12 protein-coding genes are annotated in these 17156 nt (G+C 67.6%); 7 read left to right on the plus strand and 5 right to left on the minus strand.

Features of this window, described 5'->3' with window-relative positions:
- Positions 1-312 precede the first annotated feature (312 nt).
- Entirely contained in the window at positions 313-2514 is a 2202-nt protein-coding gene (locus HWX14_RS13590; protein WP_175883188.1) for a glycoside hydrolase family 3 C-terminal domain-containing protein, read from the plus strand.
- Between the two features lie 84 nt (positions 2515-2598).
- Here HWX14_RS13590 and HWX14_RS36750 read toward each other — a convergent pair whose 3' ends face one another.
- Together HWX14_RS36750 and HWX14_RS13595 are read right to left on the minus strand one after the other, a co-directional pair.
- Positions 2599-2721: a hypothetical protein gene (locus HWX14_RS36750; protein WP_279611811.1), complete on the minus strand. Its 123-nt coding sequence runs from the start codon at positions 2719-2721 to the stop codon at positions 2599-2601.
- Complete coding sequence (locus tag HWX14_RS13595; RefSeq protein WP_175883189.1) at positions 2721-3299, minus strand: DUF4865 family protein; 579 nt, start codon at positions 3297-3299, stop codon at positions 2721-2723. Before HWX14_RS13595 ends, HWX14_RS36750 begins: the two co-directional genes overlap by 1 nt.
- A gap of 130 nt (positions 3300-3429) precedes the next feature.
- On the opposite strand from HWX14_RS13595, the gene HWX14_RS13600 reads away from it, so the two are divergent.
- On the plus strand, positions 3430-4287 hold the full coding sequence (locus HWX14_RS13600; protein ID WP_175883190.1) for a LysR family transcriptional regulator: 858 nt from the start codon (positions 3430-3432) through the stop codon (positions 4285-4287).
- 272 nt (positions 4288-4559) lie between these two features.
- Positions 4560-5147 (plus strand): YigZ family protein, encoded by a 588-nt coding sequence (locus HWX14_RS13605; RefSeq protein ID WP_175883191.1) that lies wholly within the window; start codon positions 4560-4562, stop codon positions 5145-5147.
- Positions 5148-5472: 325 nt separating this feature from the next.
- On the opposite strand, the gene ppk2 is transcribed toward HWX14_RS13605, so the two are convergent.
- Both ppk2 and HWX14_RS13615 read right to left on the minus strand, forming a co-directional pair.
- A complete protein-coding gene (gene ppk2, locus HWX14_RS13610) occupies positions 5473-6423 on the minus strand; it encodes a polyphosphate kinase 2 (RefSeq protein ID WP_175883192.1) in 951 nt (316 codons plus the stop codon).
- A 150-nt stretch (positions 6424-6573) separates the two neighbouring features.
- On the minus strand, positions 6574-7023 hold the full coding sequence (locus tag HWX14_RS13615; protein WP_175883193.1) for a helix-turn-helix domain-containing protein: 450 nt from the start codon (positions 7021-7023) through the stop codon (positions 6574-6576).
- A 351-nt stretch (positions 7024-7374) separates the two neighbouring features.
- On the opposite strand from HWX14_RS13615, the gene HWX14_RS13620 reads away from it, so the two are divergent.
- Positions 7375-8298 (plus strand): alpha/beta fold hydrolase, encoded by a 924-nt coding sequence (locus HWX14_RS13620; RefSeq protein WP_175883194.1) that lies wholly within the window; start codon positions 7375-7377, stop codon positions 8296-8298.
- A gap of 95 nt (positions 8299-8393) precedes the next feature.
- On the opposite strand, the gene ggt is transcribed toward HWX14_RS13620, so the two are convergent.
- Complete coding sequence (gene ggt, locus HWX14_RS13625; RefSeq protein ID WP_175883195.1) at positions 8394-10115, minus strand: gamma-glutamyltransferase; 1722 nt, start codon at positions 10113-10115, stop codon at positions 8394-8396.
- A gap of 398 nt (positions 10116-10513) precedes the next feature.
- On the opposite strand from ggt, the gene HWX14_RS13630 reads away from it, so the two are divergent.
- The 3 genes from HWX14_RS13630 (at position 10514) to HWX14_RS13640 (ending at position 17111) form a co-directional block, all read left to right on the plus strand.
- Positions 10514-11038 carry a metal-dependent hydrolase gene (locus tag HWX14_RS13630; protein WP_174388561.1) on the plus strand — a complete coding sequence of 175 codons (525 nt, stop codon included), beginning with the start codon at positions 10514-10516 and terminating at the stop codon, positions 11036-11038.
- A 200-nt stretch (positions 11039-11238) separates the two neighbouring features.
- A complete protein-coding gene (locus HWX14_RS13635; RefSeq protein ID WP_175883579.1) occupies positions 11239-15696 on the plus strand; it encodes a DEAD/DEAH box helicase in 4458 nt (1485 codons plus the stop codon).
- A gap of 140 nt (positions 15697-15836) precedes the next feature.
- Complete coding sequence (locus HWX14_RS13640) at positions 15837-17111, plus strand: amino acid permease (RefSeq protein ID WP_175883196.1); 1275 nt, start codon at positions 15837-15839, stop codon at positions 17109-17111.
- The last annotated feature ends 45 nt before the right edge of the window (positions 17112-17156 follow it).

A 17156-nucleotide genomic window follows, 5' to 3' on the forward strand; every position in this document is an offset into this window, starting at 1 on the left:
ACCCCGTCGCGCGCCCCTACGAAATAAAGATCACACGTATCGGTAGAAACACCGATGCTGTAGTCAAACTACATTCGTACGATTAGTCGCTGCAGAGAATCGCTACATCCGATTCGGCAGTGTCGTACGGTCCGCGTCGCCGTCCGCATTGTTCGATCGAGCCCAACCGGCCGTAACGATTCCCCGCCCGGCCTGGCATGCCGACGCGCAACCACCCTGCATCGCCAGCCGAATGCGTGCGGTGCGAATCCACCGGACGTACGCAGCTCCAGACATCATTCCAACAACCGGCAATACGATCAGGAGAGCAACATGCGGGACACACTCTGGCCGGCCGTCGTGCTGGCAGCGACCCTCTGCACCACTGCCTACGCCGGCGACGCCGATTTCAATGCGCAGGGCGACGCGACCGACACGTTCGCGTCAGCCGCCGCGCAACGGCGCGCCGATCTGCTCGTGCGCAAGATGACGCTCGACGAAAAACTTCAATTCATTCATTCGCAATACGAAATGTCCAAGGTGCCGGGCGGCGGTGCCGGCTACATCCAGGGCGTGCCGCGGCTCGGCATTCCCGATCTGAACATGGTCGATTCGGCGACCGGCTCCGGCAGCACGTCGCAGGCCAGCACGACGTTCCCGGCCACGATCGCGGTCGCCGCGAGCTGGGATCGCCGGCTGTCGTACGACTACGGCAAGCAGGTCGCGATCCAGTTGCGCGCGCAAGGATTCGGGATGGGCCTCGCCGGCGGCACCAACCTCGCGCGCGAGCCGCGCGGCGGCCGCCTGTTCGAGTATCTCGGCGAGGATCCGCTGCTTGCCGGCGACCTGCTCGCCGAACGCACGCTCGCCACGCAGCGGCAGAAAGTCATCGCCACGATCAAGCACTACGCGGGCAACGAGCAGGAGCACGGCCGGATGGGCGGCAATACGCAGATCGACGAACGCACGCTGCGCGAGCTGTATCTGCTGCCTTTCGAGATCGCCGCGAAGCGCGGCCGGCCCGGCAGCGTGATGTGCAGCTACAACCGCCTGAACGGCACCTATGCGTGCGAGAACCCTCACCTGCTGAACGACGTGCTGAAGAACGAATGGGGCTTCCAGGGACAGGTGCAGTCCGACTGGGGCGCCACGCACAGCACCGCCGCCGCGATCAACGCGGGGCTCGACGAGGAAGAAGACGTCGGGCCGAGCGTGTACCTGACACCGGCGGCCGTCAAGCAGGCGATCGCGAACGGCTCGGTGTCGACCGCGCGCCTCGACGACATGGTGCGCCGCAAGCTCGCCGTGATGATCCGCGTCGGCGTGATGGACGATCCGGCCCAGGGCGGCGGCACGATCGATTTCGTGGCGGGGAACCGGTTCGCGCAGACGGCCTCCGAGCAATCGATCGTTCTGCTGAAGAACGACGGCAACCAATTGCCGCTGGTGGCGTCGGCGCTGTCGCGTATCGCCGTGATCGGCGGCCATGCGGATGCGGCCGTGCTGTCCGGCGGCGGCTCGGGCAACACGCGCGACCCCGTATCCGGTTCGTTCGCCGGCTGCGGCGGCCTGACGTTCGGGTCGTCGACCGGGTGCAGCTGGTGGCGCAATCCGTGGCTCAAGGTCGACGTGCCGATCGTCGCCGCGATTCGCGCGCTCGCGCCGGCCGCGCAGGTCACGTATGCGGGCAACAGCGACCAGCAGTCGCCGTTCCGCGCGTACACGCAGCAGGAGATCGACCAGGCCGCGGCGCTCGCGGGCCGCTCGGATGTCGCGATCGTCGTGGTCGCGCAACCGGCCGGCGAGGATTTCGGCGATCTGCAGAGCCTGAGCCTCGCGAACCCGTCGAACCAGGACGCACTCGTCGAAGCCGTCGCACGCGCGAATCCGCATACGATCGTCGTCGTCCAGAGCGGCAATCCGGTGCTGATGCCGTGGAAGGACAGCGTATCGGCGATCGTCGAAGCATGGTATCCGGGCGAAGCCGGCGGCAAGGCGATCGCAAACGTGCTGTTCGGCGCGGTCAATCCGTCCGGCAAGCTGCCCGTGACGTTCCCGGCGCGCGATCAGGACTCGCCGACGTGGGGGCAAAACGGCACGTTCGACACCGACCCGGTGTACGCGGAAAAGCTGAACATGGGCTACCGCTGGTATGACGCGCGCAACATCAAGCCGATGTTCGAGTTCGGCTACGGCCTGTCCTATACGCACTTCGCGTATTCGGGCCTGTCGGTGTCGAAGCAATGGGACGGCTCGCTGAGCGTCGCGTTCACCGTGCGCAACGACGGGCGCGTGGCCGGCGCGGAAACGCCGCAGGTCTATCTCGGCGTGCCGTACAAGGACGAACCGCCGAAGCGGCTGGTCGGCTGGGAAAAGATCCGGCTGAATCCGGGCGAGGCGCGGCGTGTGCGCGTGACCGTGTCGCCGCGGATGCAGAGCGTCTGGGATACGTCTCGCAACGGCTGGAAGGTCGTGCCGGGCGGGACCGTGTATGTCGGCGCGTCGTCGCGCGATATCCGCTTGCAGGGCCACTGAGCAAGCGAGAATGAAGCGACCGGGGGCGCCGTGCGTCGCATACGCGGCGCCCCTGTCCGTCAACCATCACTGCGCCGAAGCGCCTTACCGGAGCAGCAGCGCCAGCACCGTCGCAAGCGTCGCAATCGCGGCGATGCCCGCCACCACACCCGCCAGATGCGCGGCCACCACCATGCCGGCCGGCAATCGCGACGCGCTGCCGGCCATCACGCACCGCCCGCTTCCAGCGTATTGAGCAACGGCCTCGCCAGATGCAGGACCTGGTACACCGTGCCCGCGCCGCCGTCGTCCGGTTCATGTTCCGTCACGAGCGCACGCGTCAACCGCCAACGCAGCGGATCGAGACTGACGGCCGCCGCGACCACGCCCGGCCGTGCCGCCGCTTCGCGATTGCGTGCGATCTCCCTTGCCAGTGCCGCGTCGAGATCGGCGTCCGCCGGAATCTCGATGGTGTCGAGACGCGCGAAACGTCCCGTCGACGCACTGCCCTTGCGCGCGTCGAGCGCAACCTGCGTATCGATCGGCGCGCGGCCGAAGCTGTCCGTCACGACCCGATAGCGGCCGTCCGTCACGAACCGCGCGAACGCCTGTTCGTTGCGCCACAGGTAAAACGACGCGTAGCCGTTTTCCGTTGCGCCGTGGCGGCCGGCCTCGCGCAGCAGGAATCCCTTGAACAGCAGGTCCGGCGTGTCGTCCCACAGCCGGCCGCGCTCACGCACGCGATCGCGAATGATGTCGAGGTCGTAGTCCGCCGGCAGGCGGTGCACGTAGTACGCGGTCAGCATGATCGACTCCTGGCGAAAAAAACGGATGGCATTCCGGACGGCATGAAAGCAGCGTAGAAGACCTTGAATCATTTGAAAAGACGATGGCAGAATATTTCAATGATTCGATTCCGAAATGAACGAGGGTGCGATGAAAACGCTCGACATCGAAGCCGTGCAGGCCTTCGTGCTGACCGCCGACCTCAAGAGCTTCACGCGGGCCGCGGAAGCGCTGGACACGACGCAGTCCGCGGTGAGCCTGAAGATCAAGCGGCTGGAAGACGGGCTCGGCCGCCGCCTGCTGGAACGCACGCCGCGGCAGGTTCGCCTGTCGGCCGACGGCACCGCGTTCCTGGAGCCGGCGCGCGAACTGGTGGCTGCTCACCACGGCGCAATCAGCGCGTTCGGCACGAGCCAGCGGCGGCTGGTGATCGGCGTCAGCCACCATGTCGTCGGCGCCGATCTCCCGATGCTGCTGCGACGGATGAGCGAAGCCGAGCCGGCGCTCGTGCTGGAGATTCGCGTCGCCACGTCGCGCGACGTGCTCGATGCGTTCGATCGCGGCCTGCTCGATGCCGCCATCGCGCTGCAGCACGACAGCCGGCGGCTCGACGGCGAAACCATCCTGTCCGAGTCGTTCGGCTGGATGGCGGCGGCCGATTTCGAACACCATCCGCCGCAACCGCTGCGGCTCGCCACGCAGGCCGAACCGTGCAGCGTGCGCCGCATGGCGGTCGACGCGCTGGACGAAGCCGGCGTCGCATGGACGGAAGTCTTTGTCGGCGGCGGCGTGGCGACGATCGGCGCGGCGGTGTCCGCGGGGCTGGCCGTCGCGGCGCTCGGGCATCGCGTCGCGCCCGCCGGCACCGTCGACGTGGGGATGCGCTACGGGCTGCCGCCGCTGCCGGCGCGCGACGTGGTGCTCTACTCGAGCCTGACCGATGCGCGCGCCCGGCAGGCGCTGCGCACGCTGGGCGCGGCGCTACGGTCGTCGGTCGGTGTGCGTTGATGCCGCACGCGGCATCGATGGATTGACTTGAACCACTCGCAAGCAACCAGAACAACGCATCGCACGCGCGGGCACCGTGTCCGATTCACGCAATGTTCGCCGTCCAGACCGAACTCGCCCGCCAAACCCGGTACCCTCGACGCGCGCCACGGTAAAATTGTGTCTTCGCCCCGCGCTCATGCAGACGATATCCATCCGTCCGAGGGCCAACACCAAAAGCATCGACCCGCCATCATCACCTTGATTTCCCTACCCTTTTCGCGTCGCGACGCATGAGTTACTCGCTCGCCACCTCCACCATTCGCGAACTCGAAATCCGCAAGAGCCGTTTCATCGCGTACGCGGTTCCCGTCGAGGATCGCGATGCCGCGATGCAGGTACTGCAACGCCTGCGCGACGAACATCCGGCGGCCACCCACGTGTGCTGGGCGCTGCTGGCGGGCGGCCAGTCGGGTATGTCGGACGACGGCGAGCCGTCGGGCACCGCGGGCCGGCCGATCCTCGAAGTGCTGCGCCATCACGATCTGGACGGCGTGCTCGGCGCGGTCGTGCGTTACTACGGTGGTGTAAAGCTCGGCGCGGGCGGCCTGGTGCGTGCGTACACGGATGCGATCGCGTCGGCGCTGCTCGATGCCGAGCGCGTCGCGCGCATTCGGCACACGCGGCTCGCGATCGAAATCGGCTATCCGGAGGAGGCGCGCGTGCGCCGCTGGATCGAACAGGCCGGCTATGAACTGGTGGACAGTGCGTACGGGATGACGGTGAAGCTCGTGATCAAGTTGCCCGAAACCGCCGAAGCCGCTGCACGAGCCGAACTGTTCGATCTGACGCAGGGGCGTTCGGGGTTTCCGGCGATTTGAGCCGTTGCGGCGACAGGCCCCGGCGGCACACACGTGCACGCTCGGCTGGCTTCATTTTTAAAGGTCTCTCAGGTTCCGGCTGCCGCTTGGAGCGCCCGGCGCTATTGTTTTCGGCTGTGTGTCGGGACTGCCCCGTTTCAACGGGGGCGACGCATAGTGACGCGAACATTACGGTACGCTTTCGGCGCTGTCAATCCGACATCACCCTGAAAGACTGTAAAATCCGTCGGACCGCATCGCCGGCCATCAACCGAAAGACCTCAAAAAAAACGCGCCGCATGACGCGGCGCGCTTCGTCACATCGCGATCGACCGGCACCGACCGGTCAATAAACGTCCGGCACGATCATGTTGTCCGGCACCGGCCGGCGAATGTAATCCTCGTGATGCTCGCGCTGCGGCAGATCGATCGTCGGGCGCGGCACGTCGTGATACGGCACCTGGCCGAGCAGATGGTGAATGCAGTTCAGCCGCGCGCGCTTCTTGTCGACGGCCTGCACGACCCACCACGGCGCCTCGGGAATATGCGTGCGCTGCAGCATCTCTTCCTTCGCGGCCGTATAAGCCTCCCAGCGGCGGCGGCTTTCGAGGTCCATCGGGCTCAGCTTCCACTGCTTCAGCGGATCCTCGATCCGGGCCTGGAAGCGCAGCTCCTGCTCGTGGTCGGTGATCGAAAACCAGTACTTGACGATCTGGATCCCGCTGCGCACGAGCATCTTCTCGAACTCGGGCACCGACCGGAAGAACTCCTCGTACTCGTCGTCGGTACAGAAATTCATCACGCGCTCGACGCCCGCGCGGTTGTACCAGCTGCGATCGAACAGCACGATCTCGCCGCCTGCCGGCAGATGCGCGACATAGCGCTGGAAGTACCATTGCGTGCGCTCGCGGTTGTTCGGCGCCGGCAGCGCGGCAACCCGGCACACGCGCGGGTTCAGGCGCTGCGTGATGCGCTTGATCGCACCGCCCTTGCCGGCCGCATCGCGCCCCTCGAACAGCACGACGAGCCGGTGCCCGGTGTTCACGACCCAATCCTGCAGCTTCACGAGCTCGCCCTGCAAGCGGAACAGCTCGCGGAAATATTCCTTGCGCGCCTCCCGACGCTCGGGCGAGAACAGCAGATCCTCGCCGTTGTCGAAGCGGCGATCGTCGAGTTCCATCTCGAGCTCTTCGTCGTATGCGTCGACGAGATCCTCCTCGAAACGGCGCTGACGCGCTTCCATCGGGTCCGTATCGGTGCGGTTGTTGGTCTCGGTGCGGGTATCGTTGTCGCCCATGGGGCCTCCTTCCATCATTGACGCAGCCAAACTCGACCATTATCCCAGCGTCGCGCGTCAAATTCATGAAATAGGCGTCCACGTCCGTCAGAAGCGGCATGCGGGCGGCACGCCGGGCCGCTCGCGCGATTCCCGCCGGTTCGCCGCATGTCAGTCGGGCGGCGGCAGCACGACCGTATCCTCAGGCCCGAGCACGCGGCCGTCCTGCGAACGCAGCTCCAGCCTCCTGACGGGCAAGCCGGTTTTCCGGTCGACGAGCAATACGTGCGCCTCGTCCGGTTCGAAGAAGAAATCCTCGCCCCACTGCCGCAGCGCGACCAGCAGCGGAAACAGCCCGCGCCCCTTCTCGGTCAGCACGTATTCGTGATGTGCGCCACCGTCCGCGGCCGGCACGATGTCCATGATTCCGTGCGCGACCAGGTTGCGCAGGCGCGCGGCCAGGATGTTCTTCGCGAGGCCGAGATTCTTCTGGAATTCGCCGAAGCGACGCAGCCCGTCGAACGCATCGCGGACGATCAGCAGCGACCACCAGTCGCCGATCGCGTCCAGCGGGCGGGCGACGCCGCAAAGGGAATCTTCGTGCGTGGTTCGTCTGTTCATCGGTGCATGCGGCGACGCCGTGGCCGGGATAGAAACGGAATGGCGGTCGCTTTCGTTGAAGTAAGTGGTTGCAATATAAAACCTATTCAGGAAAAGATCAATTCGATCAACCTGACTGTTCGGGATCGACGAACGGAACGACCGCCACACTCCGGATTGGCACATGGATTCATACGTTTCAACCGATAAAATCACGTATTTCAGCCTCCCATCGCATCGTTCCGCTCGATTGGCTTCACCCCGACAACCGCTCTCGCGATTTATTCGGTTGCAACTTGAAACCGCATCATCTACGCTTCGATTCAGTTTCAATTTGAAACCAACCTGTTCGACTATCCGAAGGAGCGTTCGATGATCCGTTCCGATGCCACGTTCGACGGCACCTTTCCATTCGCCCCGCATTTCGACGACGCGTCCGGCTTCCGGATGCACTACGTGGACGAAGGCCCGCGCGACGGCGAGATCGTCCTGTGCCTGCATGGCGAGCCCACATGGGGTTATCTGTTCCGCCATCTGGTCAGGGCCTTGAGTCCGACGTATCGCGTCGTCGTGCCGGACCACATGGGCTTCGGCAAAAGCGCGACGCCGCAGGACCGCAGCTACTGGCTGCAGGACCACATCGACAATCTCGAGCGTTTCGTGCTCGCGCGCGACCTCGATCGCATCACACTCGTGATGCACGACTTCGGCGGCCCGGTCGGCATGGGGCTCGCCGCGCGGCATCCGGACCGGATCCGGCGCATCGTGTCGGCCAACGGACCGACGCCGTTCGGTCATCCCGATCTCGTCGAACGCCTGAATGCGAACGGCCGCGATGCGCCGTGGTTCCAGTGGATCATGCGCGCGGCGGCCGACGACACGCTCGAAACGGTGCTCGGGCAGCTCGGTTTCAACATCCTGAGCACACTGAAGCTGAACGGCTTCGAGAACCACGCGATCATCACCGATACATGGATCGCCGCATACGGCGCGCCGTTCGCGCAACCGGCCGACTGTCTCGGCGCGATCGGATGGGCACGGGGGTTCGCGGCCGGCGCGCACCGGTTCGAGGAACCCGATGCGGCGGCGCTGCGCGCGATCCGCGACAAACCCGCGCTCGCGATCTGGGGAGACGCCGACCGAACGCTCGGCGCCGAACACTTCCTGCCGCTCTTTACCGCGCTGTTTCCGTCCGCGCCGATCGAGCGGCTGGCGGGCGTCGGGCACTACTGCTTCGAGGATGCGCCCGATGTCATTGCCGAGCGGATCGCGGCTTTCATCCGAACGACCGGTTAAAAAAATCGGCAGCCGGAGCGAAACACCGGCTGCCGAACCGCGTGCGCGACCGCTTTTGCGGACGCGCACGCTTCACGTCAACGTCAACGTCAACGTCACCGAATGACCCGCGTCACCCCCCGCCCGCGCGGATCGGCCATCGCTTCCGGCGTCTTGCCGTCGATCTTGATGACCTGGATGTCGCCGCTGAAATCCTGCCCCTTCAGCGTGTAACCGCGCGCCTCGATCTGCTTCGCGAGTTCGCCTTCGATCGGGTGGTACGGCTCCCAGAAGATCGTGTTCGGCGGCAGCAGCTGATGATGGAAACGCATCGCGCCGACCGCTTCCTTCAACGGCATCTTGAAGTCGTAGATGTTGTTGATCACCTGGAAGATCGACGTGAAGATGCGCGAGCCGCCCGGCGTGCCGATCACCAGCGACACCTTGCCGTCCTTCGTCATGATCGTCGGCGACATCGACGACAGCGGGCGCTTCTTCGGTTCGATCGCGTTCGCGTCGCTGCCGACCACGCCGAACATGTTCGCGACGCCCGGCTTCGCGGAGAAGTCGTCCATCTCGTCGTTCAGCACGATGCCCGTGCCGTCGGCGATCACGCCCGAGCCGAAATAGCCGTTGACCGTGTACGTGTTCGACACCGCGTTGCCCCACTTGTCGACCACCGAGAAGTGCGTCGTTTCGGCCTTCTCCGGCATCGTCGTGCCGAGGCCCGGCTGCACGCTCTTGGTGTCCGACGGCTCCTTCGGGTTGACCTCGGCCGCGCGCTTCGCGATGTACGCGTCGTCGGTCAGCTGCGCGATCGGCACCTTGTAGAAGTCAGGATCGCCGAGATACTGCGCCCGATCGGCGAACACGCGCTTCTCGATTTCCGCGACGAGGTGGATGTACTGCGGCGAGTTGAGCTTCACGCCCTCGAAGTCCTGCTTCAGGTCGGCCTTCATCTTCAGCAACTGCACGAGGCCGATGCCGCCGGAGCTCGGCGGCGGCGCGGTGATCACGTCATAGCCGTTCCACTTCGCCTGCACCGGCTGGCGCCACACCGCGCGGTACTGCGCGAGATCCTCGGTCGTGATCAGCCCGTTGCCGTCGCCGGTCTTCATCGACGCGGCGATCAGCTCGGCCGTCTTGCCCTTGTAGAAGCCTTCCGCGCCGCCGTTCGCGATACGCGTCAGCACGTCCGCGAGATCGGGCTGCTTGAAGTTCACGCCGGCCTTCAGCCCGGAGAAGTACTTGTCGAAGTTGGTCTTGCCGCCAAACTCCTTCGATGCATCGACGCCGCGCTGCGCGAGCTGTTCGTCGACGACGAAGCCGTCGCGCGCGTAGTGGATCGCCGGCGCGAGCACCTGCTTCCACTTCAGCTTGCCGAAGCGCTTCTGCGCTTCCCACATGCCCGCGACCGTACCCGGCACGCCGACCGCGCGCGGGCCGTACAGGCTCATGCCCTTGACGACGTTGCCGTCCTTGTCGAGGTACATGTCCTTCGTCGCGGCGAGCGGTGCGCGCTCGCGGTAATCGATGAAGTACGGCTTGCCGTCCTTGTAGATCGTCATGAAGCCGCCGCCGCCGATGTTGCCGGCTTCCGGGTACGTGACGGCGAGCGTGAACGCGATCGCGACAGCCGCGTCGATCGCGTTGCCGCCTTCCTTGAAGATCCGCTCCGCGGCATCCGCGCTGTACTTGTCGGCCACCGCCACCGCCGAGCTCGTCAGGACCGCGGGCTGCGGCCCTTTCGCGTAGGCGGGCGCGTTCGGCAGGAAGCCGATGCCGGCCACCGTCGCGAGCACGGCAGCGGATGATTTGAAGCGATTCAGCGTAGTCATTGCATGTCCCCCATGTGGATCTCCTTCAGGCAGGAAAGCACCTGATTCGCGGATGAGCCGTCGGCGCACCGGCGGCCATATGCCGGCTTCGTAGTATAGGGGGACAAAAAGGGTCGAACACGTGACGTCGCGACGAAAGCATGCCGATTGTGTGCGCCCGGTCACGTTGCGGCGCCGCGACGCACACGCGAATCGGCCGCACGTCATACGGCCCGCGTCATCACGCAGCGCACAAAAACCGAAAGTTGCGAACCGCGCAGCATGTCACGCAGCGTGTGCAAAAAATCTGCAAACGACCCGCGCGCGGCAGAAGCCGATCTGCGAAGATAGCGCCCCGCTTGCGCGCCGCATCATCGTTTCGTGCACGCGCCGCTTCACGTTTCTTCGTCTCGGTCCCTATGGCATCACACAATGCGCATCACGCGTCCGGCTTCGCGGCCGGCGTTGCCGCCGCCGTCCTCGTCGCGCAAACCGGCGCAACCGGCCCGTGGCATTCCGGCATGCTCGCCGCGTTCGCGGCGGGCGTCGCGGGCGGCACCGCGCCCGACTGGCTCGAAGTCGCCTGGTGGAGCCGCAAGCGCCGCCTGTGGATCACGCATCGCACCATCACGCACTGGGGCATCGGCTGGATCGCGCTGCTCGCGCTCGGGTGGCACGGGCTCATCCATCATCCGCATCCGCTGTGGGCCGCGCCGCTGTTCGGCTTCGCGTGCGGCGGCGTGATGCACCTGCTCGCCGACTGGCCCAATCCGCTCGGCGTACCGTGGATCTGGCGGCGCCACTCGCTCAACCTGTGGAACAGCGGGCATTGCGACCTGATCGTGGTGGCCGCCGCCTGGGGCGGCACACTGTGGCTCGCGCAGTCGCTGTGGTCGCGTGCGCCACTGATCGAACACTGGCTCGGCTGGCTGCATCGCGTCTAGTTGCAATTCGACACAATTCGGCGTGCGATCGACATGCCGAAACGCACGCAACTTTCCGTCCATTGAAAGCGCGGCGCAGAGCCCCATCTGAGTCTAAGTCATCGGACACATGCCCGGCACGCACGCGCGTCGTCTGGCACACTGACGATTCGATTCGCGTGCGATACCGCCGCACGCTCGCACCCTATTTCAACGCTCCGATGGACGTCACAGCTACCCGCCCTGCCGCCCGTGCGCTCGACGTGTTCCACCCGGCCGTTGCCGCGTGGTTCGCGCGCACGTTTGCCGCGCCGACCGGCGCGCAGGCGCTCGCGTGGCCGCACATCAAGGCCGGCCGTTCGACGCTCGTCGCCGCGCCGACCGGTTCCGGCAAGACGCTCACCGCGTTCCTGTGCGCGCTCGACGATCTGGTGCGCGATGCGCTCGCGCACGACGGCACGCTGCCCGACGCGACGCTGGTCGTCTACGTGTCGCCGCTGAAGGCGCTGTCGAACGACATCCACGTGAACCTCGACGCGCCGCTCGCCGGCATCGCGGAATCGCTCGCGCAGCTCGGCCTGCCGGTGCCGGCGATTCGCACCGCGGTGCGCACCGGCGACACGACGCAGGCCGAGCGCGCCGCGCTGCGCAAGCGCGCGCCGCACATCCTCGTCACGACCCCCGAATCGCTGTACGTGCTGCTGTCGTCCACGTCGGGGCGGCAGATGCTGTCGAACGTGCGCTCGGTCATCGTCGACGAAATCCATGCGCTTGCGTCGTCCAAGCGCGGCAGCCATCTCGCGCTGTCGCTCGAACGCCTCGACGCGCTGACCGGCCGCGCACTGCCGCGCATCGGGCTGTCGGCCACGCAAAAGCCGATCGACGCGGTCGCGCGCTTTCTCGTCGGCGGGCCGGCCGACGCGCCGCGCGACTGCGCGATCGTCGACACGGGCCACACACGCGAGCGCGACCTCGCGCTCGAACTGCCGAACGTGCCGCTCGAACCGGTGATGGCGACCGACGTGTGGGAACAGGTGTACGACCGCATCGCCGGGCTCGCGGCCGCGCATCGCACGACGCTGGTGTTCGTCAACACGCGGCGCACCGCCGAGCGCATGGCGCGCCATCTCGCCGACCGGCTCGGCAAGGACGCGATCGCCGCGCATCACGGCAGTCTCGCGAAAGAGCATCGCTTCGACGCTGAACAACGCCTGAAGCGCGGCGAACTGAAGCTGCTCGTCGCGACCGCGTCGCTCGAACTCGGCATCGACATCGGCGATGTCGATCTCGTCTGCCAGGTCGGCTCGCCGCGCGGCATCGCGCCATTCCTGCAACGCGTCGGCCGCTCGGGGCACCACGTCGGCGGCGTGCCGAAGGGGCGACTCTTTCCGCTGTCGCGCGACGAGCTGGTCGAATGCGCGGCGCTGCTCGATTGCGTGCAGCGCGGCGAACTCGATGCGCTGCGGATTCCCGAAGCGCCGCTCGACGTGCTCGCGCAACAGATCGTCGCCGAAGTCGCGTGCGCGGAATGGCAGGAAGACGCGCTGTATGCGAGCTTCACGCGCGCCGCGCCGTACGCGCGGCTGACGCGCGAGCGCTTCGACGAAGTGATGAAGATGCTCGCCGAAGGGTTCACGAGCCGTCGCGGCGTGCGCGGCGCGTATTTGCACCGTGACGTGGTCGGCGGCACCGTGCGCGGGCGCCGCAACGCGATGATGACCGCGACCACCTCCGGCGGCACGATCCCCGACATGGCCGACTACGCGGTGCTGCTCGAACCGCAGGGCATCCAGGTCGGCACCGTCAACGAGGATTTCGCGATCGAGAGCCTGGCCGGCGACGTGTTCCAGCTCGGCAACCAGTCGTACCGGATCATTCGCGTGGAAACGGGCCGCGTGCGCGTCGAGGATGCGCAGGGTCAATCGCCGAGCATTCCGTTCTGGCTCGGCGAGGGGCTGGGGCGCAGCGACGAACTGTCGGCGGCGGTCGGCCGGCTGCGTGCGCGGCTCGATGCGCTGCTCGCCGACGGCGACCGGCAGGCCGGCACCGGCGGGCGCAAGCAGGCCCGCGACAACACGGTGAGCAACGCGGAAACGGAAGCCAAGACGCAAGACGCAACCGCGCTCGCCCCCACCGACAGCCGTCTCGCGCCCGCGTTGCGCTGGCTCGTCGACGATCTGCACCTGTCGCCCGACGCCGCGCGCCAGATTGCCGACTACCTCGCGCGCACCCGCGCGGCGCTCGGCGCATTGCCGACGCAGGACACGCTCGTGATGGAGCGCTTCTTCGACGAATCGGGCGGCACGCAGCTCGTGATCCATTCGCCGTTCGGCAGCCGCATCAACCGCGCATGGGGGCTCGCGCTGCGCAAGCGCTTCTGTCGCAACTTCAATTTCGAACTGCAGGCCGCCGCGACCGACGACGCGATCGTCCTGTCGTTGTCGCTCGCGCACAGCTTCGCGCTCGACGAAGTGTGGCGCTACCTGCGTTCGGCCAGCGCCGAGCACGTGCTGATCCAGGCGCTGCTCGACGCGCCGATGTTCGGCGTGCGCTGGCGCTGGAATGCGACCACCGCGCTCGCGCTGCCGCGCTTCACCGGCGGCCGTCGCACCGCGCCGCAACTGCAGCGGATGAAGAGCGACGATCTGCTCGCGACGGTGTTCCCCGACCAGGTCGCGTGCCTCGAGAACGTCGTCGGCGAACGCGAGATTCCGCATCATCCGCTCGTCGACCAGACGCTCGACGACTGCCTGCACGACGCGATGGACACCGACGGCTGGCTGGCGCTGCTGCGCCGGATCGAAAGCGGCGCGATCGAGCTCATCGCGCGCGACTTGCCCGCGCCGTCGCCGCTCGCGGCCGAGATCCTGAACGCGAAGCCCTACGCGTTCCTCGACGATGCGCCACTGGAAGAGCGCCGCACGCAGGCCGTGCAGTCGCGCCGCTGGAGCGATCCCGAATCGGCCGACGATCTCGGTGCGCTCGACGCCGATGCGATCGACGCGGTGCGCGACGAAGCGTGGCCGCTCGTGCGCGACGCCGACGAAATGCACGATGCGCTGCTCACGCTCGCCTGCGTCGCCGACAGCGAGGCGCACGCGTACGCAGGCTGGCCCGAGCGACTCGCGGAACTAGCGGAACGCCGTCGCGCGACGAAGCTCGCGACATCGGGCGGCGCCGCGCTGTGGGTGCCGGTCGAACGGCTCGTCTGCATGCGTGCGCTGCATCCGGACGCCCGCGCGACACCGGCGCTCAAGGTGCCGGCCGCGTGCGCGCAGCCGTGGGAAGCCGATGCGGCGCTCGTCGACGTGATCCGCGCGCGGCTCACCGGCTTCGGCCCGTTGACGCTCGATGCGATCGCCGCACCGCTCGGCCTGCCGCCCGCGTCGATCGCGACGGCGCTCGCGGCGCTGGAGCGCGAAGGCTACGTGATGCGCGGCCGCTTCACGCCGGGCGCGACGGCCGACGAATGGTGCGAACGTCACCTGCTCGCGCGCATTCATCGCTATACGGTGAAGCGGCTGCGCCGCGAGATCGAGCCGGTCGAACGCGCCGATTTCATGCGCTTCCTGTTCCACTGGCAGCACCTGACACCCGACACGCGCGGCACCGGCCGCGACGCGCTGGCGGCCGTGGTCGAACAGCTCGAAGGCTACGAGGCCGCGGCGAGCGCGTGGGAAGACGCGCTGCTGCCCGCGCGGCTCACCGACTACACGGCGGGCGGCCTCGACGAGCTGTGCCGCTCGGGCAAGCTGGTATGGACCCGTATCGGCGCGCCGGCGCGCGCGGCCGGCACGCCCGTGAAGACGACGCCGATCGTGCTGCTGCCGCGCCGCCATCTTTCCGCGTGGCAGGCGCTGCGCGACCCCGATGCGCAACCGGCGCTGTCCGCTCGCGCCACGCAAGTGCGCGACGCACTCGCCGCGCACGGCGCGATGTTCTTCGATGCACTGCTCGACGAGCTGCACATGCTGCCCGTCGAACTCGAACAGGCGCTCGGCGAACTCGTGTCGGCCGGCCTGGTAAATGCGGACAGCTACGCGGGGCTGCGCGCGCTGCTGAAGCCGGCCGTCAAGCGCAGCGCGACGTATGCGCCACGCACGCGACGCGGCGGCGCGCTGATCGGCGGGATGGACGACGCCGGCCGCTGGGCGCTCGTGCAGCGTCAGGCACCGCCGGACGACGATGCGCCCGCACCGAAACGCGGCCTCGCCACGACCGATCCCGACGCGCTCGAACATATCGTGTGGACGCTGCTGCGCCGCTACGGCGTCGTGTTCTGGCGGCTGCTCGAACGCGAAGCCGACTGGCTGCCGAGCTGGCGCGAACTCGTGCGCGTGCTGCAGCGTCTCGAAGCACGCGGCGAGATTCGCGGCGGACGCTTCGTCGCCGGGCTCGCGGGCGAGCAGTTCGCGCTGCCCGAAGCCATCCCGATCCTGCGCGAACTGCGGCGACAACCGGGCGATGGGCAATACGTGTGCGTGACGGGCGCCGACCCACTGAACCTCGCCGGCACGCTGCTGCCCGGCGACAAGGTGCCGGCGCTGGCCGGCAATCGCGTGCTGTTCCGCGACGGCGTGCCCGTCGCGTCGCTGGTATCGGGCACGTTCCACTACGCGCCCGACCTGTCGCCCGCCGCGCGCGAGGACGCGCGCCTGCGGCTCGCGCGTTCCTGCTGACATCGGCTGACACGCACGCTACACCCGACTACTAATCGCCGGGCCGCGCGGACGCCATCGTTCGGGTAGCATCGAACGATCGACCGCGGGGACCTCCGCGCATCGCCTACACAAAACAAGACTTCCGGAGACTGCCGCTCATGCCTTCGCATGCCGATTCGCCCGCTGCCGATCACGCGGGCTCACTGACCATTTTCCAGGGCGCCGCGCTCTATATCGGCGCGGTGCTCGGCACCGGCGTGATCGCGCTGCCTGCGCTCGCAGCCGAAGTCGCGGGGCCGGCCTCGCTGCTCGCATGGGCGGCGCTCGTCGTGCTGTCCGGGCCCCTCGCGGCCACCTTCGCCGCACTCGGCGCCCGCTATCCCGATGCGGGCGGCGTGTCGACCTACGCGCGGCGCGCATTCGGCCCGAAGGCCGCGGCCATCGTCGGCTGGTGCTTCTATTTCGCGGTGCCGGCCGGCGCGCCGGCCGCCGCGATGTTCGGCGGCGCATACGTCGCGGCCGTCACCGGCGGCGGACACACGACGATCATCGTCACGGCCGCCGCGCTGATCGCGACCGTGTCGGCCGCAAACGCGTTCGGCGTCACCGTGTCGGGCCGCATGCAACTGGTGTTGTCGGCGCTGCTCGTCGCGCTGCTGCTTGCAGCGGTGCTTGCGTCCGCGCCGCATGCGCGCACCGCGAACCTGCATCCGTTCGCCCCGCACGGCTGGCTCGCGGTCAGCCAGGCCGCCGCGCTGCTCGTGTGGAGCTTCGCCGGTTGGGAAGCGATCACCCATCTCGCCGCCGAATTCCGCCGGCCCGCGCACGACATGCCGCGCTCGGCCGGCATCGCGGTCGTGGTCGTCGGGTTCCTGTATCTGTCGGTTGCCGCCGCGAGCGTGACGGTGCTCGGGCCTTCCGCGGGCGCATCGGGCGCGCCGCTCGCCGAACTGATCGCGGGCGGCATCGGCGGCCATGCGCAGGTGCTGGCCGCAGCCGCAGCGCTGCTGCTCACGCTCGGCACGATGAACGCGTATTTCGCAGGCGCGGCAAAACTCGGCGCGGCGCTCGGGCGCGACGGCGCGTTGCCCGCATGGCTCGCACAGGGCAGCCAGGTCGGCGGCGTGCCCCGCCGCAGCCTCGGCGTGATCGCCGTGCTCGCGGCCGTCGCGCTGGCCGCGACGGCGCTGTCGGATGTCGGGCCGAAGCCGCTCGTGCTCGTGACGTCCGGATGTTTCGTGATGGTGTACGGGCTCGGCGCGGCGGCCGCGCTGAAGCTGCTGCCGCGTGGCGGCATCGCGTATCGCTGCGCGTGGATTTCGCTGATTGCAGTGGCCGGGCTGTTTCTGACGACCGGCTGGTATTTCCTGTGCCCGCTGTTGCTCGCGGGCGGGGCGTTGCTTTATCTGCAGTTCACCGGCCCGCGCAAATGACCCGGCGTGCGCATGCGCGCCGCCCCGTCGCGTGAACCATCACGT

It is taken from the genome of Burkholderia sp. BCC0044, assembly GCF_902832955.1.
Lineage (GTDB): Bacteria > Pseudomonadota > Gammaproteobacteria > Burkholderiales > Burkholderiaceae > Burkholderia.